The organism is Streptomyces olindensis (assembly GCF_040645895.1).
Lineage (GTDB): Bacteria > Actinomycetota > Actinomycetes > Streptomycetales > Streptomycetaceae > Streptomyces > Streptomyces olindensis.
The window spans coordinates 35,518-55,260 of the sequence record NZ_JBEYZD010000033.1 but is presented as its reverse complement, the minus strand read 5'-3'; the positions used below and the strand labels follow the sequence as shown (position 1 = coordinate 55,260).

Sequence of the window (19,743 nt, the reverse complement as noted above, 5' to 3'; positions counted from 1 at the left end):
GAGTGGACGGTGGTCCAGTGCCGTATCGAGGAGGATGACCGTGGCGGAGGAGCTCACACCGGCGATCCCGGACGAGAGCGAAGAGCCGATCAAGCAGCGGAAGAACGGACTGTACCCCGGCGTGTCCGACGAGCTGGCCGAGAACATGAAGAGCGGCTGGGCCGACACCGAGCTGCGTGACCTCCAGCCCATCCCCCAGGCCGCCGAGACCGCCGCCCGCCGGGCCGCGCTGTCCGCGCGCTTCCCGGGCGAGCGTCTGGTGATCCCCGCGGGCAACCTCAAGACCCGCTCGAACGACACCGAGTACCCCTTCCGCGCCTCCGTCGAGTACGCCTGGCTCACCGGCAACCAGACCGAGGACGGCGTCCTCGTCCTGGAGCCCAAGGACGAGGGCCACGAGGCGACGATCTACCTCCTGCCGCGGTCCGACCGCGAGAACGGCGAGTTCTGGCTGGACGGCCAGGGCGAGCTGTGGGTCGGCCGCCGGCACTCCCTCACCGAGGCGGAGCAGCTGTACGGCATCCCCGCCTCCGACGTGCGCGAGCTGGCCGGGGCGCTGCGCGAGGCCACCGGGCCGGTGCGGGTCGTGCGCGGCTACGACGCCGGCGTCGAGGCCGCGCTGACCGACAAGGTCACCGCCGAGCGCGACGAGGAGCTGCGGGTCTTCCTCTCCGAGGCGCGGCTGGTCAAGGACGACTTCGAGATCGGCGAGCTGCAGAAGGCGGTCGACTCGACCGTGCGCGGCTTCGAGGACGTGGTGAAGGTCCTCGACAAGGCCCAGGCGACCTCCGAGCGGTACATCGAGGGCACGTTCTTCCTCCGCGCGCGCGTCGAGGGCAACGACGTCGGCTACGGCACGATCGCCGCGGCCGGGCCGCACGCCTGCACGCTGCACTGGGTGCGCAACGACGGGCCCGTGCGGTCGGGCGACCTGCTGCTGCTCGACGCGGGCGTGGAGACGCACACGTACTACACGGCCGACGTGACGCGCACGCTGCCGGTCAACGGGCGGTTCAACGAGATCCAGCGCAAGATCTACGACGCCGTGTACGAGGCCCAGGAGGCCGGGATCGCGGCGGTGCAGCCCGGGGCGAAGTACCGGGACTTCCACGACGCCGCGCAGCGGGTGCTGGCCGAGAAGCTCGTGGAGTGGGGGCTCGTCGAGGGCCCGGTCGAGCGGGTGCTGGAGCTGGGGCTCCAGCGGCGGTGGACGCTGCACGGGACGGGTCACATGCTGGGCATGGACGTCCACGACTGCGCCGCCGCGCGGACCGAGACCTACGTGGACGGCGTGCTCGAGCCGGGGATGTGCCTGACCGTCGAGCCGGGGCTGTACTTCCAGGCCGACGACCTGACCGTGCCGGAGGAATACCGCGGGATCGGTGTGCGGATCGAGGACGACATCCTGGTCACCGAGGACGGCAACCGGAACCTGAGTGCCGCGCTGCCGCGGCGTTCGGACGAGGTCGAGGCCTGGATGGCCTCCGTCAAGGGCTGATCCCCCCGCCGACAGCAGTCAAAAATGCGCAGGTCAGCGCTGGTTGACGTATGAGATCATGACCGACCTTGCCGGGCCGACTCGGGGAACGGGCGCGATCATCATGAAGAACGTTCAGACAGCGCTGACCATGCAGGACGCCATCCTCACCCTGCAGAAGTACTGGAGCGACAACGGCTGCATGATCACGCAGCCGTTGAACACCGAGGTCGGAGCCGGTACGGCCAACCCGGCCACGGCGCTGCGCGTGCTCGGCCCCGAGCCGTGGAGCGTCGCCTACGTCGAGCCGAGCGTGCGGCCGGACGACTCGCGCTACGGCGAGAACCCCAACCGGCTCCAGACCCACACCCAGTTCCAGGTCATCCTCAAGCCGGACCCGGGCAACCCGCAGGAGCTGTACCTGGGCAGCCTGCGGGCGCTCGGCGTCGACCTGAACGCGCACGACGTGCGATTCGTCGAGGACAACTGGGCCTCACCCGCGCTCGGCGCCTGGGGGCTGGGCTGGGAGGTCTGGCTGGACGGCATGGAGATCACCCAGTTCACCTACTTCCAGCAGGTCGGCGGTGTCGCCCTGGACCCGGTGTCGGTGGAGATCACCTACGGCCTCGAACGCATCCTGATGAACCTTCAGGGCGTGTCGCACTTCAAGGACATCCTGTACGCGCCGGGCATCACCTACGGCGAGGTGTTCGGGCAGAACGAGTACGAGATGAGCCGCTACTACCTCGACGACGCCGACATCGACACCAACCACCGGCTGTTCGAGTCGTACGCGGCCGAGGCCCGGCGCCTGCTCGACCTGGAGCTGCCGGTCCCGGCGTACACCTACGTCCTCAAGTGCAGCCACACCTTCAACGTGCTCGACGCGCGCGGCGCCATCAGCACCACCGAGCGGGCCAAGGCGTTCTCGCTGATGCGCGGGCTGACGCACGAGTCGGCGAAGCTGTGGGAGCGGCGGCGGGCCGCGCTGGAGCACCCGCTCGGGGTCGCGGCCGCGCCGGCCCCGGCCGAGCGGGCCGCGCTGCCCAAGGTGCCCGGCGTCGAGACGCTGCTGTTCGAGATCGGCGTGGAGGAGCTGCCGTACGCCGACGTGCCCGCCACCACCGAGGCCGTGCGCGAGTCGGTGACCGCCAAGCTGGCCGCGACGCGGCTGGGGCACGGCGCGATCACCGTGATGGCCACACCGCGCCGGATCGTGATCACGGTCGAGGGCGTGCAGCCGCGCGAGCGGGACACCATGCGGACCGTGCGCGGCCCCAAGGTCGCCGCCGCCTACAAGGACGGCGCGCCCACGCCAGCCCTGCTGGGCTTCGCCCGCAGTCAGGGCGCCGAGCCCGCCGACGTGCGGGTCGTCGAGGTCAAGGGTGTCGAGCACGTGGCGGTCACCCGTCACGAGCCGGGGCGCCCGGCCGTCGAGGTGCTCAGCGAGCTGCTGGCCGAGGTCGTGTCCGGGCTGCGGGCCGGGCGGAACATGCGGTGGAGCGATCCGGGGCTGTCGTTCTCGCGTCCCGTGCGCTGGCTGCTCGCGCTGCTGGGCCGTACTCCCCTGCCCGTGGTGGTCTCCTCGCTCTCCGCCGGCGACACCACCCGGGTGCAGCGCCAGGCTCCCTACCCGGAGGTCCGGGTCACCTCCGCCGAGGGCTACCCGCACTTCCTGCACATGCACGGCATCCTGCTCGACCGGGAGGCCCGGCGCGGGGCGGTGGTGCGCGGCGCGCTGGAGGCGGCGGCCGAGGTCGGCGGGCGGATCGACGTGGAGGACCAGGCCGGGCTGATCGACGAGATCACCGACATCCTGGAGTTCCCCTACGCCGTGCGGGGGTCGTTCGACGAGCGCTACCTCGAACTGCCCGCGAGCGTCCTGACCACCGTGATGCGCAAGCACCAGCGCTATCTGCCCGTGCTCGACGGCGAGCGCCTCATGCCGCACTTCGTCACCTTCGCCAACGCCCTGTGCGACGACGACGTGGTGCGGGCGGGCAACGAGGCGGTGCTGCGGGCCCGTTACGAGGACGCCGCGTTCTTCTGGCGGGCGGATCTGAAGGTGGCGCCGGAGGAGTTCCGGCGGCGGCTGGACAAGCTGACCTTCGAGGACCGGCTCGGTACGGTCGCCGACCGCGCCGACCGCATCGCAGCCCTCGCCCTCAACCTCGCCGGGCGGGCCGGGCTGCCGGAGGAGGCGGTGGAGGTCGTGCGCCGCGCCGGTGCCCTGGCGAAGTTCGACCTCGCCTCGCAGATGGTGATCGAGTTCTCCGGACTGGCCGGGGTGATGGCCGAGGAGTACGCCCGCCGGGCCGGCGAGTCCGCCGAAGTCGCCCGGGCCCTGGCGGAGATGGAGCTGCCGCGCTCCGCCGGCGGTGCCCTGCCCGCCGGTGACGCCGGTGCCGTGCTGTCGCTCGCCGACCGGTTCGACCTGGTGACGGGCATGTTCGTGATCGGGGCCGCGCCGACCGGGAGCTCCGATCCGTACGGGGTGCGGCGGGCCGCGATCGGGCTGCTCAACGTGTTGCGGAACGTGCCCGCCGTGGCGGGCGTCCGGGTGAGCGACGGGCTGCGCGCGGCGGCCGTGCGGTACGCCGCGCAGGGCGTCGAGGTGCCCTTCGAGCGGGTCGCCGAGGCCGCCGAGCTGATCACCCGGCGCTACGAGCAGCAGCTGACGGACGCCGGGCACGAGCATCGACTGGTCCAGGCCGTCCTGGTGTGGGCCGACCGGCCCGCCCAGGGCGATCGCACGCTGGCCGCGCTGGAGCGGCACATCGGCAGCGAGGCGTTCGAGGCGCTCACCGCGGCGCTGCAGAGGGTCGTGCGCATCCTGCCCGAGGAAGAGTCCCCGGCCGAAGCCGATCCGTCCCTGCTGACGGCGCCCGCCGAGCTGCGTCTCGCCGAGAGCGCGGAAGCCGTACGCCAGGCGCTGGACGGCCGTGAGGACGACCTCGACGCGCTGGTGGAGGTCTCCGCCCCGCTGGTCGAGGCGATCGGCGCCTTCTTCGACGAGGTCCTGGTGATGGACCCCGACCCGGCCGTCCGCGCGGCGCGGCTGGCGCTGCTGACGCAGGTGGCGGGGCTGGCGCGGACGACGCTGGACTGGGGCGCGCTGTAGACGGACGGGCACAGGTCGTGTTCTAGCGGACGGCACGGGCGGTGTTTCACGTGAAACACCACCCCACCGGTGGGACCCGGACCCGGACCCGGACCGGCAAGGCCACCACGGGGACGTCAGACCGCCATCAGCGGGGCGTCCTCACGCCACTTCAGGACCTTGTCGAAGCTCACCACGGCTCCGCCCCGGCCCGGCTTGTTGCCGATGTGGACGTGGTCGGCGAGCTCCTCGATGAGGCACAGCCCTCTGCCGTGCTCCGCGTCGGCGTGCGCGGGGCGGATCTGCGGGCGGGACCGGCCGGCGGAGGCCGCGGGAAACCCCGGGCCCGCGTCGGCGACCTCGATCCGGCACTTCTCGCCGTCGAGGTACGCGGTGACCCGGTACGCCTCCGAACCGGGGCCGCGCCCCGTGTCCCCGCCGTGCTCCACGGCGTTCGCGCAGGCCTCGCTGAGGGCTACGGAGAGGTCGTAGGAGATGTCCGGGTCGACGCCCGCCGTCTCCATCGTGCCGATCAGAAGGCGCCGGGCGAGCGGCACGCTCGCAGCTTCGCGCCGCAGATGGAGTGACCACCAGATGCTCATGCTCCAGCCTCCTGGCCGCGGCTCGACATACCGTTACGTATTGCCCTCACTCCCCGCGTGTAAGCGTGAAGTTGACGTGACGCCGCCCATACGGCGGATGCGCGCTGGTCCTGATCGGTGTATGTGGGGGCGGACGTCCGCGCATACGGGGGCGCGGACATCGGCGCATCAGGGGGGCGCCTGGGGCCAGAGGGTGACGTTCCGGTCGTACGGCATCTTGCGGACCTGCCGCACGAGGCCTCGGGGGCCAGTGCGATGATGAGCCCGCCATGACTGCCCCCCACGCGCGCGCGACGCGCTCCGGACACACGCTCCGGATTCTGCGGGCCGCGGTGTTCGCCGCGGTCTGCGTCGTGCTGGCCGGGGCAGGTCACGCGCTCGCCTCCTGCGACCGTATCCCGCTGTGGACGCTGGGCGCCGGGTTCCTCGGCGTGGCCGCGGTGGCGGCCCCGCTCGCCGGGCGCGCGCGCTCGCTGCCGGGAATCGCGGTGCTGCTCGCGGCCGGCCAGACGGTGCTGCACACCCTGTTCGGCCTGGGCCAGCACGGTTCGGCCGCCGCCACCGCCTCGGTGCAGCCGGGCGTGAGCGACGCCGCGCTGGTGCAGCAGGCCGCGCGGCTCGTGTGCGGCACGACGGCGGCGGCGATCAGCCCGGCGCAGGCCCACAAGATCCTCACCGACGCCCGGCTCCAGCCGGCTCCGGGCGCGCACACGACGCATCTGGACGCCGCGGCGGGCTCGCTGTGGCCGTCCCTGCCGATGCTGCTCGGTCACGTCCTCGCGGCGATCGCCGCCGGCTGGCTGCTGCGCCACGGCGACCTGGCCCTGCTGCGTCTCACCGAACTGTCGGCGCAGGGCGTCGCCGAAGGGGCGCTCGTGCGCTCCCTGCGGGCCGCCCTCGCACTGGTGCGGGCCCTGCGCGCCGGTCTCCCCGGAACGCCGGGGGCACCGCAGCGCCCCGCGCACGCCGCGCGGCCGGCGCCCGACATGCCGAGCACCGACGCGCTCCAGCACACGGTGATCCGGCGCGGTCCGCCGGCCGTCACGGTTCCCGCACTCGCCCTCGCCGCCTGACACGACGCGACCACCACTCCGCCGAGGAGGGGCCGCCGTCGTGCGGCACGCGCGCGTGCGCGCATCCCTCCGACCCGATCCCATCGACTCACAGCGGAGTGCCCCTTCCCATGAAGGCTTCCCGTATCGCCGCGGCCGGTGCCGCCGCCGGTGTCACCGTCCTCGCCCTGTCCGCCCCCGCCTTCGCGCACGTCACCGTGCAGCCCGAGGGCACGGCCGCGAAGGGCGGCTACGCGGTCGTGGACTTCAAGGTCCCCAACGAGCGCGACGACGCCTCGACCACGAAGCTCGAGGTCAACTTCCCGACCGACCACCCGCTCGCCTCCGTCATGCCGGAGCCGATGCCGGGCTGGAAGATCGAGGTCACCAAGTCCAAGCTGGACAAGCCGCTGGAGATGCACGGCGAGAAGATCACCGAGGCCGTCACCAAGGTCACCTGGACCGCCGACGGCAAGGGCATCGAGCCCGGCTACTTCGAGAAGTTCCCGCTCTCCGTCGGCCAGCTGCCCGAGGACACCGACCAGCTGGTCTTCAAGGCCCTGCAGACGTACTCCAACAAGGAGGTCGTCCGCTGGATCGAGGTGCCGCAGAAGGGCCAGGAGGAGCCCGACAACCCGGCCCCGGTGCTGGAGCTGTCCGCCGCCTCCGCGGACGGGCACCACGACAACGCGGCCGACGACTCCTCCGGCTCCGAGTCGGCCGAGAAGGCCTCCGCCGACACCGCCGCCTCCGACACCGGCTCGTCCGACAACACCGACACCACCGCCCGCGTCCTGGGCATCGTCGGCATCGTCGTCGGCGCGGCCGGTGTCGCCTACGGCGTGCTCGCCGGGCGTCGGCACACCAACGCCTGAGGCTGCTTCCGTTGCACGGCGCGTGCCGGGCTCCCGCCCCCGGCGGGTCCCCCGGCACGCGCCGGGTCACCGACATCTGGGACATTTTTCTATGCGCACCAAGACCTTCGCCGCGGCCGCTCTGCTCGCTGCCGCCTCCCTGACCCTGACCGCCTGCGGCAGCGGCGACGACAGCAACAAGCCCGTCGCCGTGGTGTCCGAGGAGGCCGGCTCCGACAAGGCCGCCACCGTCCTCGACAAGCCCTTCGAGAAGCCCGACCTGGTCCTCACCGACACACAGGGCAAGAAGTACGACCTCCGCAAGGAGACCGAGGGCAAGCCCACGCTGATCTACTTCGGCTACACCCACTGCCCCGACGTCTGCCCGCTGACGATGAACAACATCGCCGTGGCCACCAAGCAGCTGCCCAAGGCCGAGCAGGACGACCTGCGCGTGGTGTTCGTCACCACCGACCCCGAGCGGGACACTCCGGCCGAGCTCGGCAAGTGGCTCAAGGGCATCGACTCACGGTTCGTCGGCCTCACCGGCGACTTCGCGACCGTCCAGGCGGGCGCCCGCACCCTCGGCATCTCCATCGACCCGCCGCACAAGGACAAGAACGGCAAGATCGTCTCCGAGCACGGCACCCAGGTCATCGCGTTCTCGCCGAAGACCGACGGCGGCTATGTGCTCTACGGCGAGGACGCCACCGTCCAGGACTACACCAAGGACCTCCCCAAGATCGTCAAGGGGGAGAATCCGTGAGGCGGCGACTCGCTCCCGCGGCACTGGTCATAGCCGGGGCACTGGCCCTGGCGGGCTGCGGCGGCTCGGACTCGGACAGCGGCGACTCCGGCTCCTCGGGCGGGAAGGCGGAACTCTCCGTCGGCTCCGCCTACATGCCGCAGCCGGTCTCCGACGAGATGGCGGCCGGCTTCCTCACCGTCACCAACAAGGGCGGTGCGGCCGACGAGCTGACCTCGGTCACCAGCGACATCGCCGGACAGGTCACCGTGCACGAGACCACCGGCGGAGCCATGCGGGAGGTCAAGAGCCTCGAAGTCCCCGCCCACGGCCGACTGGTGCTGAAGAGCGGCGGCGACCACCTGATGTTCGAGCAGCTGAAGCGCAAGCCGAAGGAAGGCCAGACCGTCACGGTCGAGCTGCGCTTCGCCCATTCCGACCCCGTCGAGGTGGAGATGCCGGTGAAGGCCGCGACCTACACCCCGAACACCGGACACTGAGGGAGGGACCCCTGTGACGCAGACCATCGCCCCCCGCGTCCGGACCCTGGTGCTGCTGCTCCTGGCCGCGGCCTGCGCACTGCTCGCCGGAGCCGCCCCGGCCTCCGCGCACGCCGCGCTGACCGGCAGCGACCCCGGGCAGGGGGCGGTGGTCGACCAGGCCCCCGCCCGGATCACGCTCACCTTCTCCGAGCAGGTCGCGCTCTCCGACGACTCGCTGCGCGTGCTCGACCCCGAGGGCAAACGCGTCGACAACGGCAAACCGTCCGAGGTCAGCGGCACGACCTACGCCGTGCGGCTGAACTCGGGCCTGTCCGACGGCACCTACACGGTGGCCTACCAGGTCGTCTCGGCGGACAGCCACCCGGTCGCCGGTGCCTACACCTTCTCCATCGGCGCGCCCTCCAAGACGTCCGTGGCGGTCTCGGGGCAGGGCACCGACGACGGCGTCGTCGGCTGGCTGTACGGCTTCGGGCGGTACGTGTCGTACGCCGGGTTCATCGTGATGGCCGGCGGCGCCGCCTTCGTGCTCGCCTGCTGGCCGCGCGGTTCCGGGGTGCGGCCGGTGCAGCGGTTCGTCGTCTCCGGGTGGCTCGCGCTCACCGCCGCGACCCTCGCCCTGCTGCTCCTGCGCGGCTCCTTCACCGGCTCCGGGAAGGTCGCCGACGTCTTCGACCTGTCCCTGCTCGGGCAGGTGCTGCAGACCAAGACCGGTGCCGCCCTGGTCTCCCGGCTGCTGCTGCTCGCCGCCGCCGCGCTGTTCATCGCCGTGCTGTTCGGTGCCTACGACAAGCGTGACGACCCCCAGGAGAAGCGGGACCTGACCTTCGGGCTCGCCATCGGCGGCGTCGTCGTGGCCGCCGGGCTCGCCGCGAGCTGGGCGATGTCCGAGCACGCCTCCGTCGGACTCCAGGCGGGCATCGCCATGCCCGTCGACGTCGTCCACCTGCTGGCCGTCGCCGCCTGGCTCGGCGGGCTCGGCGCGCTCCTGGTCGCCCTGTACCGGGCACCCGCCGACGCGCCCGTCGACGCGTCGGCCGTACGCCGCTTCTCCCGCGTCGCCTTCGGCAGCGTGCTCGCCCTGATCGCGACCGGCACGTACCAGTCCTGGCGCCAGCTCGGCTCCTGGTCGGCCTTCACCGACACCCGCTACGGCCAGCTCCTCCTGGCGAAGATCGCCCTCGTCGTCGTCCTCGTCGGGGTCGCGTGGATCTCGCGGCGCTGGACCGGACGGCTGGCGGAGGCGGCGCCGGCGTCGGCGGAGCGGGAGAAGGTACGGGCCGGGGTGGGGGCCTCCGGGGGCACAGACCCGGACACGGGCGCCGCCGCCGATGGCGACTCCGGCACCGACGCCCACTCCGACACTCACGCCGGCACCGGCACCGGCACCGAGGCCGACACCAGCTCCGGCGAGGCACCCGCTGCGGAAACGTCCGCTGCCCAGGAATCCGCTGCCGACAAGCCCGCTCCCGACCCCGCCGACGCCGAGCGCGCCGCCCAGCTCGCCCGGCAGCGGGCCGCTCGGGAGGCCGCCCGGCAGAAGCGGCTGCGGGACGCCGACCCCAACCGCTTCGGCCTGCGCCGCTCCGTGCTGGCCGAGGCCGGCATCGCCGTCGTCCTGCTCGCCGTCACCACGGTGCTGACGCAGACCGAGCCGGGCCGTACGGAGCAGGAGGCCAGGGCGGCCACCTCGTCCTCCTCCGCGGCCGCCGACGCGGGCGCCTCCGGGGCGCTGACCCTGAACATGCCGTTCGACACCGGCGGCAAGGACGGCAAGGGCATCGTCACGGTCGACCTCGACCCCGCGCGCGTGGGCGACAACGAGCTGCACGTCTACGTGGAGCGGCCCAACGGCCGCGCCTTCGACATCCCCGAGGTGAAGGTCGAGTTCACCCTGAAAGCCAAGGACATCGGGCCCCTGCCCGTCGTCCCCGACCACATCGCTACCGGACACTGGTCGGCGAACGGAGTGCAGATCCCCATGGCCGGCGACTGGGAGGTCGACGTGACCGTGCGGACCTCCGACATCGACGAGGTGACCGTTTCCAAGAACGCGCAGATCGGCTGAACCACCATGCCTGACCAGTCCATTCCGGCGGCCCGTACCCCCGGCACCGTCCCGGGGGAGAACGAGTCGGCCTCCTCCCAGGGCATCTCCCGACGGCGGCTGCTCGGCACCGCCGGCACCACCGGGCTCGTGCTCGGCACGGCCGGCGCGGCCGTGGGATACGCCGCCGCTCCCTCCGAGGCCGCCGCTCCGCTCACCTCGCTCGGCACCGACCGGGCGATGTTTCACGGGAAACATCAGCCCGGCATCACCGAAGGCCTCCAGGCCCGCGGCCACCTCGTCGCCTTCGACCTGGCGGCGGGTGCCGGCCGCAAGGAGGCCGCCGCCCTGCTCCGCCGCTGGTCGGAGACGGCCCGGCGGCTCATGGCCGGCGAGCCGAGCGCGCACGGCGACACCGACGTGGCCCGCGACGCCGGGCCCTCGTCCCTGACGATCACCTTCGGCTTCGGCCACAGCTTCTTCGCCCGGACCGGCCTGGAGAAGCAACGTCCGGTCGCCCTCGACCCGCTGCCCGAGTTCTCCTCCGACCACCTGGACAAGAACCGCAGCAACGGCGACCTGTGGGTGCAGATCGGCGCCAACGACGCCCTGGTCGCCTTCCACGCCCTGCGCGCCCTCCAGAAGGACGCGGGCCGGGCCGCCAAGGTGCGGTGGCAGATGAACGGCTTCAACCGTTCCCCGGGCGCCACCGCCCATCCCATGACCGCCCGCAACCTGATGGGCCAGATCGACGGCACCCGCAACCCCAAGCCGAGCGAGCCCGACTTCGACCAGCGGATCTTCGTGCCGGAGAAGGGCGAACCGGCCTGGATGGCCAACGGCTCCTACGCCGTCGTCCGCCGGATCCGCATGCTCCTCGACGACTGGGAGAAGCTCTCCGTCAAGGCGCAGGAGGACGTCATCGGGCGCCGCAAATCCAACGGGGCGGCGCTGTCCGGCGGCACCGAGACGACCGCGATGGACCTGGAGAAGACGGACGCCAAGGGCAACCTGGTCGTCCCGATCAACGCCCACGCCCGCATCACCCGGCCCGACCAGAACGGCGGTGCGGCGATGCTCCGCCGCCCGTTCTCCTTCCACGACGGCATCGACGCCGACGGGGTGCCCGACGCCGGTCTGCTCTTCATCTGCTGGCAGGCCGATCCGCTGCGCGGCTTCGTGCCGGTGCAGCGCAAGCTCGACCGGGGCGACGCCTTGTCGCCGTTCATCCGGCACGAGTCGAGCGGGCTCTTCGCGGTGCCGGGCGGGGCCGCGGAAGGCGAGTACGTGGGGCAGAAGTTGCTGGAGGGGTGAGAGTTCACCCCTGTACGGGCTTGTGGGGGATAGCGCTTCCGCAAGCCCATTAGGGTGAGGTCATGCCAGCGAGCTATGCGTATCTCGGCCCCGAGGGCACCTTCACCGAAGTCGCCCTGCGCACGCTTCCCGAGGCCGCCACCCGGGAGCTCATCCCGTACGTGTCCGTCCAGTCCGCACTCGACGCGGTACGCGCCGGCGAGGCCGAGGCCGCGTTCGTGCCGATCGAGAACTCCGTCGAGGGCGGCATCACCACCACCCTCGACGAGCTCGTCGCCGGTGCCCCGCTGATGATCTACCGCGAGGTGCTGCTCTCCATCACCTTCGCGCTGCTCGTCCGCCCGGGTACGACGCTGTCGGACATCAAGACCGTCTCCGCGCACCCGGCCGCCCAGCCGCAGGTGCGCAACTGGCTGAAGAAGCACCTCCCGGACGCGCACTGGGAGTCGGCCGCGTCGAACGCGGACGCCGCCCGGCTGGTCCAGGAGGGCCAGTACGACGCCGCCTTCGCGGGTGAGTTCGCCGCCGCCCGCTACGGTCTCGAGGCCCTGGAGACCGGGATCCACGACGCCGAGAACGCCCAGACGCGGTTCGTGCTGGTCGGCCGGCCCGCCCGGCCCGCGGCGCCGACCGGCGCGGACAAGACCTCCGTCGTACTGTGGCAGCGCGACGACCACCCCGGAGGCCTGCGCGACCTGCTGGGCGAGTTCGCCACCCGCGGCATCAACCTGATGCTGCTCCAGTCCCGGCCCACCGGCGCGGGCATCGGCAACTACTGCTTCTGCATCGACGCCGAGGGCCACATCTCCGACCGCCGGGTGGCCGAAGCCCTGATGGGCCTCAAGCGGATCTGCCTCCAGGTGCGCTACCTCGGCTCCTACCCGCGCGCGGACATGCAGCCGGGGGAGGTCCGGCCGCCGCGGCCGGGGACGTCGGACGAGGAGTTCCTCGCGGCCTCGGACTGGGTCGCGCGCTGCCAGGACGGCCGCTTCTAGGCCGGTCGTACCTGCTGATAGTCGTTATCCACAGAAGTTATCCACAGGTCCGCTTCTCGACCTGGGGACAAGTCGACAACGAAGCATGAGTCAGTCGACAAATCGCCCTACAGGCCCCTGATGCGTCCATCGACGGGCAGGTCACCCTTCGTCCACTGTTTTCCCTTGCGTAACTCTTCGGGGTGACCCTTTTCCACTCGAAAGTGAGGGTAGAGCGGGTTTGTATCGGGAATTCTTGGGTGGACGGAGCCTTCCGGAGTGATCAATTCCGAAGTCCACAGATCTTCCACACAGCCTGTGGATAACTCTTCGGCGGATGTGGATCCCTGTGGACAACTCAAGCCCAAGTCCCGTTCCCCACAAGGGATTCGAGTCAATGCGACGCCTCCGGGATGCCTCGTTCCAGGGAAAGGCGTCCTCTTTATTGACACTGAGTGCAATTCACCCATAACGGTATGTAAGGCACGCCCGGAATAGTGAGTCGTGGGCGGTCACCCCACACCGGTAGCCTTGACCGCGTGATTGACCTTCGCCTGCTCCGTGAGGACCCCGACCGTGTGCGCGCGTCCCAGCGCGCCCGTGGAGAGGACGTCGCGCTCGTCGACTCCCTCCTGTCTGCCGACGAGCGGCGCAGGTCGTCCGGCGTCCGCTTCGACGAGCTGCGCGCCGAGCAGAAGGCGCTCGGCAAGCTCATCCCCAAGGCGACCGGGGACGAGAAGGCCGAGCTGCTGAAGAAGGCCGGCCAGCTCGCGGCCGACGTCAAGGCCGCCGACGCGGAGCGCGACGCCGCGGCCGCCGAGACCCAGGAGCTGCTCCAGAGGCTCGGCAACCTCGTCCACCCGGACGTGCCCGTGGGCGGCGAGGAGGACTTCGTCACGCTGGAGACGCACGGCACGATCCGCGACTTCGCAGGTGAGGGCTTCGAGCCCAAGGACCACCTGGAGCTCGGCCAGATCCTCGGCGCGATCGACGTGGAGCGCGGTGCCAAGGTCTCCGGCTCGCGCTTCTACTTCCTCACGGGTGTCGGCGCCCTGCTGGAGCTCGCCCTGGTGAACGCGGCGATGGCCCAGGCCACGGCGGCCGGCTTCACGCCGATGCTGACCCCGGCCCTGGTCCGCCCCCAGTCCATGGCGGGCACGGGCTTCCTCGGCCAGGCCGCCCAGGACGTCTACCACCTCCAGAACGACGACCTCTACCTGGTCGGCACCTCCGAGGTCGCCCTCGCGGCGTACCACATGGACGAGATCATCGACGCCGACCGCCTCCCGCTGCGCTACGCGGGCTTCTCGCCCTGCTTCCGCCGCGAGGCCGGTTCGCACGGCAAGGACACCCGGGGCATCTTCCGCGTGCACCAGTTCGACAAGGTCGAGATGTTCTCGTACGTCACTCCCGAGGACTCGCAGGCGGAGCACCAGCGCCTGCTGGAGTGGGAGAAGCAGTGGCTGACCTCGCTGGAGCTGCCGTTCCGGGTCATCGACGTGGCCTCCGCCGACCTCGGTTCCTCGGCCTCCCGCAAGTTCGACTGCGAGGCGTGGATCCCGACGCAGGGCAAGTACCGCGAGCTGACCTCGACCTCGGACTGCACGGAGTTCCAGTCCCGCCGCCTGTCGATCCGGGTCCGCGAGGGCAAGCAGGTCCGCCCGCTGGCCACGCTCAACGGCACGCTGTGCGCCGTACCGCGCACGATCGTGGCGATCCTGGAGAACCACCAGCAGGCCGACGGCTCGGTGCGCGTGCCCGAGGTGCTGCGTCCGTACCTGGGCGGGCGTGAGGTGCTGGAGCCGGTCGCCAAGTGAGCGCCGGCTTCCCCTACCGACTCGTCGCCACCGACCTCGACGGAACGCTCCTGCGCTCCGACGAGTCGGTCTCGCAGCGCACCCGTGACGCGCTCGCCGCCGCCACCGCGGCGGGCGCCGCGCACATCGTCGTCACCGGACGCGCGGTCCCCTGGACCCGGCACATCCTCGACGACCTCGGCTACGAGGGCCTGGCCGTCTGCGGTCAGGGCGCGCAGGTCTACGACGTCGGCGCCCGCCGTCTGCTGACGTCGGTCACGCTGGACCGGCAGCTCGCCGGGGTGGCGCTGGCCAAGATCGAGGCGGAGGTCGGCCCGCTGTACCTGGCGGCGAGCCGTGACGGCCTGGACGGCGAGGTGCTGGTGGGCCCGGGCTACGCGGCGCACGGCAACCTGCCCGCGACTCCCTTCACGGACGCGTCGGACCTGTGGACCGCGCCGCTGAACAAGCTGTACATCCAGCACCCGACGCTGAGCGACGACGAGCTGTGCGAGGTGGCCACGCGCACCGCCGGCGGGTTCGTCACGGTCGTCATGGCGGGCGAGGGCATCGTCGAGCTCCTGCCCCTGGGGCTGTCCAAGGCGACCGGCCTGTCCCTGGCGGCGCGCCGGCTCAAGGTGAAGGCGGCGGACACGATCGCCTTCGGTGACATGCCCAACGACATACCGATGTTCGCCTGGGCCTCCTACGGCGTCGCCATGGCGGACGCCCACGCGGAGCTGAAGGCGGTGGCCGACGAGGTGACGTCCTCGAACGAGGAGGACGGGATCGCGGTCGTGCTGGAGCGGTTGCTGGGCTGAGCCTGCGGAGCGTGTGTGCGGCGGAGGATGCACGGATCGAACGTGCGCGGGCGTTTCAGCCCGACCATGGCTTAGCAAGCCAGTGCCTTACCACTCGGCCAATCCTCCGGGTGGGCGGCCTCACGCGATGTGCGATTCGCGTGCTCGAAGCGGCCGCCCCGGGCAGCTCCCCGTGCGGGGCGGGTTCCACGGAGCGGTAGCGACTACTCCGGAACCCGCCGCGGGCTGCCCTGCGGGGAGCTGGACGTACTGCCGTGCATGGACATCGTCCCGCTCCTCTCCCAGAACGTGGCGCCGGGCCGGATGAGCCCGGCGGTGACGAGAACTACTGTGCCCCCCCGGGCGAATTGGACGCCACCGAATAAATCGCCGGCACGGCCGGACCCGGCCCGGGCCGGGGATCGCGCCCCCGACCCGGGCCGTTCGGGGATCTGCCCGGTGGCCGGCTAACGCCTGCGCCACCTGCGCCTGCGGGCCTTGCTGAAGAACCAGCCCGCGGGCGGCTCGTCGGAGCGCCAGGGCTGCGGTTCCGGTTCCTCGCGGCGCCAGCGCTCGGCGAGCATCCGGGCACGGGCGGACGGCTCGGAGGTCTCGGCGGAGCGTATGAAGTCCTCGTCCAGGACGAGGTCGTCCCAGGCTTCCTCGCCGGATCCGCTGTCGGACTGTCCGTCGTACTGAGCCTTCTCGCCCGCCATCCCCGTTCCCCTCTCCCCGGTCGTCCAACTCCCGTGCGGTTCCCTTACATATGGTTTGCCCAGTGTGCCCTGACAGAGGTGAAGCCTCCGTCAAGGCCCGGGGCACCTCACTCCTCGCCGGCGAGCGTGAGCGAGCGCAGCTTCTGACCGGCGTACCAGGTGGCCAGGACCGTCACCGCCACCAGCAGGACCGTCGCCGTGGTCAGGCCCACGTCCGAGGTCACCAGGTCCCCGCCGGACACCTTCTGGGCCACGGCCAGCGACCACTGCTGGACGCTCAGCGTGCGGGCCCCCGGCACCAGGGAGCCGAACAGGGCCTCCCAGACCAGCGCGTAGACGAGGCCGAAGACCACCGCGTGCCGGGAGACCGTGCCGAGCAGCAGGAACAGGGCCGCGTAGGCGATGGAGGCGACCAGCGCCGCCACGGTGTAGGCCACGGCGATCTGCTGGCCGTTGCCGTTCAGGATGAACCCGGCGATGAGCGTCGGCACCGCGGAGAACACCATGGTCACCGCGATCGCGACGATCAGCTTGGTGAAGATGATCGTGGGCCGTTTGATCGGCTTGGACAGCAGGTACACCACGGAGCCGTCGTCGATCTCCGGGCCGATCGCGCCGGTACCGGCGATGACGCCGATGATCGGCACCATCGTGGCCAGGGCGAGGCCGCCCAGCAGGTCGGACGCCGTCTGGTCGTCCGCTCCGGCGAGGGCGCGCACGGCCACGGCGATCACGATCAGCAGCAGCGGCAGCGCGCCGAGGATGAGGGCCCGGCGCCGGCCGAGCAGGGCCCGGTAGGTGAGCCGGGCGACTGTGGGGTCGTACATCAGGGCCTCCTACGCCGCGACCAGGTACGAGAAGACGGACTCGAGGGACTCGTCGGACGGCGAGACCGTGAGCAGCCGGATGCCGTGGTCCCTGGCGACCCTGGGCAGCAGCGCGGTGAAGCGGCCGAAGTCGACGGCCTGGACGCGCAGCGCGCCCTCGGCGACGTCGACCTCGATGCCGGACGTCGACGGGTCGGCGATCAGCGCGGCAGCGAGGGCTCGGTCGTCGCTGGAGCGCACCAGGTAGCGGTGCGGCCGGTCGGTCATCAGGCGGCGGATCTTGCGGAAGTCACCGCTGGCCGCGTGCCTCCCGGCGACGACGACCTCGATGTGCCAGGCGAGTTGCTCGACCTCTTCGAGGATGTGGGACGAGAACAGCACCGTGCGGCCCTCGTCGCCCATGCGGCGCAGCAGGTCCATCAGCTGCATGCGCTGACGGGGGTCCATGCCGTTGAACGGCTCGTCGAGCAGGAGCAGCGAGGGGTCGTGCACGAGCGCGGAGGCCATCTTCACGCGCTGGCGCATGCCCTTGGAGTACGTCTGGATCTTGCGGTCCTGCGCGTACTCCATCTCGACCGTGGCGAGCGCCTTCTGGGCCGCCTTGGCGCCGAGGCCGTGCAGTTCGGCGTTGGCGAGGACGAACTCCTTGCCGGTGAGGAAGTCGTACATCGCCTCCCGCTCGGGGACGACGCCGATGTGCCGGTAGATCTTCTCGTTGCGCCAGACGGGCTGTCCGTCGAGGGTGACCGTGCCGGTGGAGGGGGCGAGGAAGCCGCCCATCATGTTGATGAGGGTGGACTTCCCGGCGCCGTTGGGGCCGAGCAGGCCCGTGACGCCGGGGCCGATGGTCATGGTGATGTCGTTGACGGCGACCACGTTGCCGAACCAGCGGGAGACGTGGTCGATGGAGAGCGTGGTCACAGTCCCACCTTCTTGTAGCGGCGCATCAGGAGGCCGTAGCTCGCCGCGATCAGGCCGAGGGCGACGAGGACGAAGACGACGCCTTCGGCGTTGCTCGGGCCCACCCCGCCGGGGAAGGCGGAGGTCGCGCCCAGGAACGCGGACTGCACACCGTCGACGAGTGTGATCGGCGAGAACAGCCCGATCCACGGCACGGCGTCGGCGCTGCCCTGCACGTCCGCGATGGCCTGGAGGGTGGAGACGGCGCCGTAGGTGATGGTCAGCACGGCGATCACGGCCGCGATGCCGAAGCCGCGGCGCGGGGTGAAGGACGCGATGACCAGGCCGATGCCGGCGAAGAGCAGTGAGAGCAGTGCCACGGAGACGAGTCCCTGTGCGAATCCCTTGGTCTGGTCGGCGAAGTCCAGCTTGGCCAGCAGCGCGCCGACGTAGAGCACCAGCAGGGGAGCGGCCGTGAGGATGAACAGCGCCGAGGCCAGTGCCGCGAACTTGGCGCGGACGTAGTCGGCGGTCTCGATGGGCCGCGAGAAGTACAGGGGCACCGTCTTGAAACGCAGGTCGCGCGAGACGGACTGGGGTGCCTGCGAGGCGACGTAGAGGCTGATGACCGCCTGCATGACGATCGCGTAGCGCGTGTAGTCCAGCGGCAGTTCCTTGGCCTTGGTGGCGACCGCGACGGCGACCATGATGGCCGCGGGCACGCACATCACCACGAACAGCAGCATCGGCAGGACCTTGGACTTCACCGAGCGGCCGAGGCCGTAGGAGCCGCGCAGGGACTGCGAGTACAGGGAGCGGCGGGCGTAGGCGCGGCCCAGGCGGGGGCCGTCGTAGCTGCGGTAGCCGATGTTGTGGATGCGGGTCTGGTCACCCGGCGCCGGGGCGGATGTCCCCGTGGTGTGCTCAACCGCCATGGCCGACCGCCTCCTTCCGCTGCTCGTGCTGGTCACTGGCCGTGAAGACCTCGGAGATGTGGTGCCGGCGCTGCTCCATGCGCACCAGGCCGAGTCCGAGGTCGGCGATCACGTCACGGACCAGGTCGTAGGTCTCCTCGCCCTGCGCGGTCAGGAGCAGGACGTGGCCCGCGCCGGGCAGGCCGCTGCCGTCCTCGACGCTCACCCCGCGCGCGTGCAGCGCCTCGCGCACCGCGCGGGTGCCGTCCGGGTGCTCGTCGGTGTCGGTGACCTCGATCGCCAGGGTCGTGGTGGTCTGCGTGAAGTCCGTGGTGGAGCTGGAGCGCAGGAGCTTGCCGCCGTCGATGACGACGACGTGGTCGCAGGTGCGCTCCAGTTCGCCCAGGAGGTGCGAGGTGACCAGGACCGAGATGCCGAAGTCGGTGTGGATGCGGCGGATCAGGCCGAGCATCTCGTCGCGGCCGACCGGGTCGAGGCCGTTGGTCGGCTCGTCGAGGAAGACCAGCTGCGGGTCGTGGACGAGGGCCTGCGCGAGCTTCACCCGCTGCTTCATGCCGGTGGAGTAGCCGCCGATGGGACGGTAGCGCTCCTCGTACAGGCCGACGTGGCGCAGCGTGTCGGCGGTACGCTCGCGCGCCGCCGTGGGCGGCAGGCCGGACATGCGCGCCATGTGGACGACGAACTCGGTGGCCGAGACGTCCGGCGGCAGGCAGTCGTGCTCGGGCATGTAGCCGACCCGCTCGCGGATGGCGGCGCCCTTGGTGGCGACATCGAGTCCGAGCACTTCGGCGCGGCCCTCGGTGGCGGGGGACAGACCCAGCAGGATCTTGATCAGTGTGGACTTGCCGGCCCCATTGGCTCCGACGAGTCCGGTCACACCGGGCCCGACGTCCACGGAGAGCCGGTCAAGCGCGGTCACCCGGGGGAACCGCTTGCTCAGGCTTTCGGTCGCGATCACAGTCACCCCTCGAAGGTAGGGGCCGGGTGGGTGGCGGTCGTCACTCCGCAGGTCTGTATTCGGGTCAGCCTCCAGTAGTACGGGCCCTTAGGGGGCCTGGTCCTCCGGGATCACCAGGGACGGGAAGCCGCTATTGACGAACTCTC

17 protein-coding genes and 1 tRNA gene are annotated in these 19,743 nt (G+C 71.3%); 11 read left to right on the top strand and 7 right to left on the bottom strand.

What is annotated here, in order from left to right:
• Window positions 1-34 precede the first annotated feature (34 nt).
• A complete protein-coding gene (locus ABZ948_RS21955) occupies window positions 35-1,498 on the top strand; it encodes an aminopeptidase P family protein (RefSeq protein WP_359761972.1) in 1,464 nt (487 codons plus the stop codon).
• Between the two features lie 103 nt (window positions 1,499-1,601).
• Window positions 1,602-4,598, top strand: a complete 2,997-nt coding sequence (locus tag ABZ948_RS21950) for a glycine--tRNA ligase (RefSeq protein ID WP_359761970.1) — start codon at window positions 1,602-1,604, stop codon at window positions 4,596-4,598.
• Window positions 4,599-4,714: 116 nt separating this feature from the next.
• Here ABZ948_RS21950 and ABZ948_RS21945 read toward each other — a convergent pair whose 3' ends face one another.
• Window positions 4,715-5,179: an ATP-binding protein gene (locus ABZ948_RS21945; protein ID WP_031115252.1), complete on the bottom strand. Its 465-nt coding sequence runs from the start codon at window positions 5,177-5,179 to the stop codon at window positions 4,715-4,717.
• 269 nt (window positions 5,180-5,448) lie between these two features.
• On the opposite strand from ABZ948_RS21945, the gene ABZ948_RS21940 reads away from it, so the two are divergent.
• The 9 genes from ABZ948_RS21940 to ABZ948_RS21900 all read left to right on the top strand — a co-directional run bounded on the left by ABZ948_RS21940 (window position 5,449) and on the right by ABZ948_RS21900 (window position 15,282).
• Window positions 5,449-6,252, top strand: coding sequence for a hypothetical protein (locus tag ABZ948_RS21940; RefSeq protein WP_359761968.1), 804 nt, complete (start codon window positions 5,449-5,451; stop codon window positions 6,250-6,252).
• A 110-nt stretch (window positions 6,253-6,362) separates the two neighbouring features.
• The gene (locus tag ABZ948_RS21935; protein WP_359761966.1) at window positions 6,363-7,106 is read left to right on the top strand and encodes a YcnI family copper-binding membrane protein; all 744 of its coding nucleotides are present in this window, start codon (window positions 6,363-6,365) and stop codon (window positions 7,104-7,106) included.
• A 91-nt stretch (window positions 7,107-7,197) separates the two neighbouring features.
• A complete protein-coding gene (locus ABZ948_RS21930; RefSeq protein ID WP_359761964.1) occupies window positions 7,198-7,851 on the top strand; it encodes an SCO family protein in 654 nt (217 codons plus the stop codon).
• A complete protein-coding gene (locus tag ABZ948_RS21925; protein ID WP_359761962.1) occupies window positions 7,848-8,330 on the top strand; it encodes a copper chaperone PCu(A)C in 483 nt (160 codons plus the stop codon). The genes ABZ948_RS21930 and ABZ948_RS21925 overlap by 4 nt, the downstream gene beginning before the upstream one ends.
• Window positions 8,331-8,343: 13 nt before the next feature.
• Window positions 8,344-10,398 (top strand): copper resistance CopC/CopD family protein, encoded by a 2,055-nt coding sequence (locus ABZ948_RS21920; RefSeq protein ID WP_359761960.1) that lies wholly within the window; start codon window positions 8,344-8,346, stop codon window positions 10,396-10,398.
• A 6-nt stretch (window positions 10,399-10,404) separates the two neighbouring features.
• Window positions 10,405-11,691 (top strand): iron uptake transporter deferrochelatase/peroxidase subunit, encoded by a 1,287-nt coding sequence (gene efeB / locus ABZ948_RS21915; RefSeq protein WP_359761958.1) that lies wholly within the window; start codon window positions 10,405-10,407, stop codon window positions 11,689-11,691.
• 62 nt (window positions 11,692-11,753) lie between these two features.
• A complete protein-coding gene (pheA, locus tag ABZ948_RS21910; RefSeq protein ID WP_359761957.1) occupies window positions 11,754-12,686 on the top strand; it encodes a prephenate dehydratase in 933 nt (310 codons plus the stop codon).
• A gap of 518 nt (window positions 12,687-13,204) precedes the next feature.
• Complete coding sequence (gene serS, locus ABZ948_RS21905) at window positions 13,205-14,482, top strand: serine--tRNA ligase (RefSeq protein ID WP_359761955.1); 1,278 nt, start codon at window positions 13,205-13,207, stop codon at window positions 14,480-14,482.
• The gene (locus ABZ948_RS21900) at window positions 14,479-15,282 is read left to right on the top strand and encodes an HAD family hydrolase (protein WP_359761953.1); all 804 of its coding nucleotides are present in this window, start codon (window positions 14,479-14,481) and stop codon (window positions 15,280-15,282) included. Before serS ends, ABZ948_RS21900 begins: the two co-directional genes overlap by 4 nt.
• Before the next feature lie 21 nt (window positions 15,283-15,303).
• Here ABZ948_RS21900 and ABZ948_RS21895 read toward each other — a convergent pair.
• The 6 genes from ABZ948_RS21895 to ABZ948_RS21870 form a co-directional block, all read right to left on the bottom strand.
• Window positions 15,304-15,390, bottom strand: a tRNA-Ser gene (locus ABZ948_RS21895).
• A 338-nt stretch (window positions 15,391-15,728) separates the two neighbouring features.
• Complete coding sequence (locus ABZ948_RS21890; protein ID WP_359761951.1) at window positions 15,729-15,977, bottom strand: SGM_3592 family protein; 249 nt, start codon at window positions 15,975-15,977, stop codon at window positions 15,729-15,731.
• A gap of 107 nt (window positions 15,978-16,084) precedes the next feature.
• A complete protein-coding gene (locus tag ABZ948_RS21885; RefSeq protein WP_031115241.1) occupies window positions 16,085-16,804 on the bottom strand; it encodes an ABC transporter permease subunit in 720 nt (239 codons plus the stop codon).
• 9 nt (window positions 16,805-16,813) lie between these two features.
• A complete protein-coding gene (locus ABZ948_RS21880) occupies window positions 16,814-17,725 on the bottom strand; it encodes an ABC transporter ATP-binding protein (RefSeq protein WP_359761949.1) in 912 nt (303 codons plus the stop codon).
• Window positions 17,722-18,639 (bottom strand): ABC transporter permease, encoded by a 918-nt coding sequence (locus ABZ948_RS21875; protein ID WP_359761947.1) that lies wholly within the window; start codon window positions 18,637-18,639, stop codon window positions 17,722-17,724. The genes ABZ948_RS21880 and ABZ948_RS21875 overlap by 4 nt, the downstream gene beginning before the upstream one ends.
• Window positions 18,629-19,597: an ABC transporter ATP-binding protein gene (locus tag ABZ948_RS21870; RefSeq protein WP_359762047.1), complete on the bottom strand. Its 969-nt coding sequence runs from the start codon at window positions 19,595-19,597 to the stop codon at window positions 18,629-18,631. The genes ABZ948_RS21875 and ABZ948_RS21870 overlap by 11 nt, the downstream gene beginning before the upstream one ends.
• Window positions 19,598-19,743 lie beyond the last annotated feature (146 nt).

Excerpts from the sequence above, each read along its gene's own strand:
- ABZ948_RS21955 (WP_359761972.1), top strand. The coding sequence starts at position 35 with ATGACCGTGGCGGAGGAGCTCACACCGGCGATCCCGGACGAGAGCGAA.
- ABZ948_RS21950 (WP_359761970.1), top strand. The coding sequence starts at position 1,602 with ATGAAGAACGTTCAGACAGCGCTGACCATGCAGGACGCCATCCTCACC.
- ABZ948_RS21945 (WP_031115252.1), bottom strand. The coding sequence starts at position 5,179 with ATGAGCATCTGGTGGTCACTCCATCTGCGGCGCGAAGCTGCGAGCGTG.
- ABZ948_RS21940 (WP_359761968.1), top strand. The coding sequence starts at position 5,449 with ATGACTGCCCCCCACGCGCGCGCGACGCGCTCCGGACACACGCTCCGG.
- ABZ948_RS21935 (WP_359761966.1), top strand. The coding sequence starts at position 6,363 with ATGAAGGCTTCCCGTATCGCCGCGGCCGGTGCCGCCGCCGGTGTCACC.
- ABZ948_RS21930 (WP_359761964.1), top strand. The coding sequence starts at position 7,198 with ATGCGCACCAAGACCTTCGCCGCGGCCGCTCTGCTCGCTGCCGCCTCC.
- efeB (WP_359761958.1), top strand. The coding sequence starts at position 10,405 with ATGCCTGACCAGTCCATTCCGGCGGCCCGTACCCCCGGCACCGTCCCG.
- pheA (WP_359761957.1), top strand. The coding sequence starts at position 11,754 with ATGCCAGCGAGCTATGCGTATCTCGGCCCCGAGGGCACCTTCACCGAA.
- ABZ948_RS21890 (WP_359761951.1), bottom strand. The coding sequence starts at position 15,977 with ATGGCGGGCGAGAAGGCTCAGTACGACGGACAGTCCGACAGCGGATCC.
- ABZ948_RS21885 (WP_031115241.1), bottom strand. The coding sequence starts at position 16,804 with ATGTACGACCCCACAGTCGCCCGGCTCACCTACCGGGCCCTGCTCGGC.
- ABZ948_RS21875 (WP_359761947.1), bottom strand. The coding sequence starts at position 18,639 with ATGGCGGTTGAGCACACCACGGGGACATCCGCCCCGGCGCCGGGTGAC.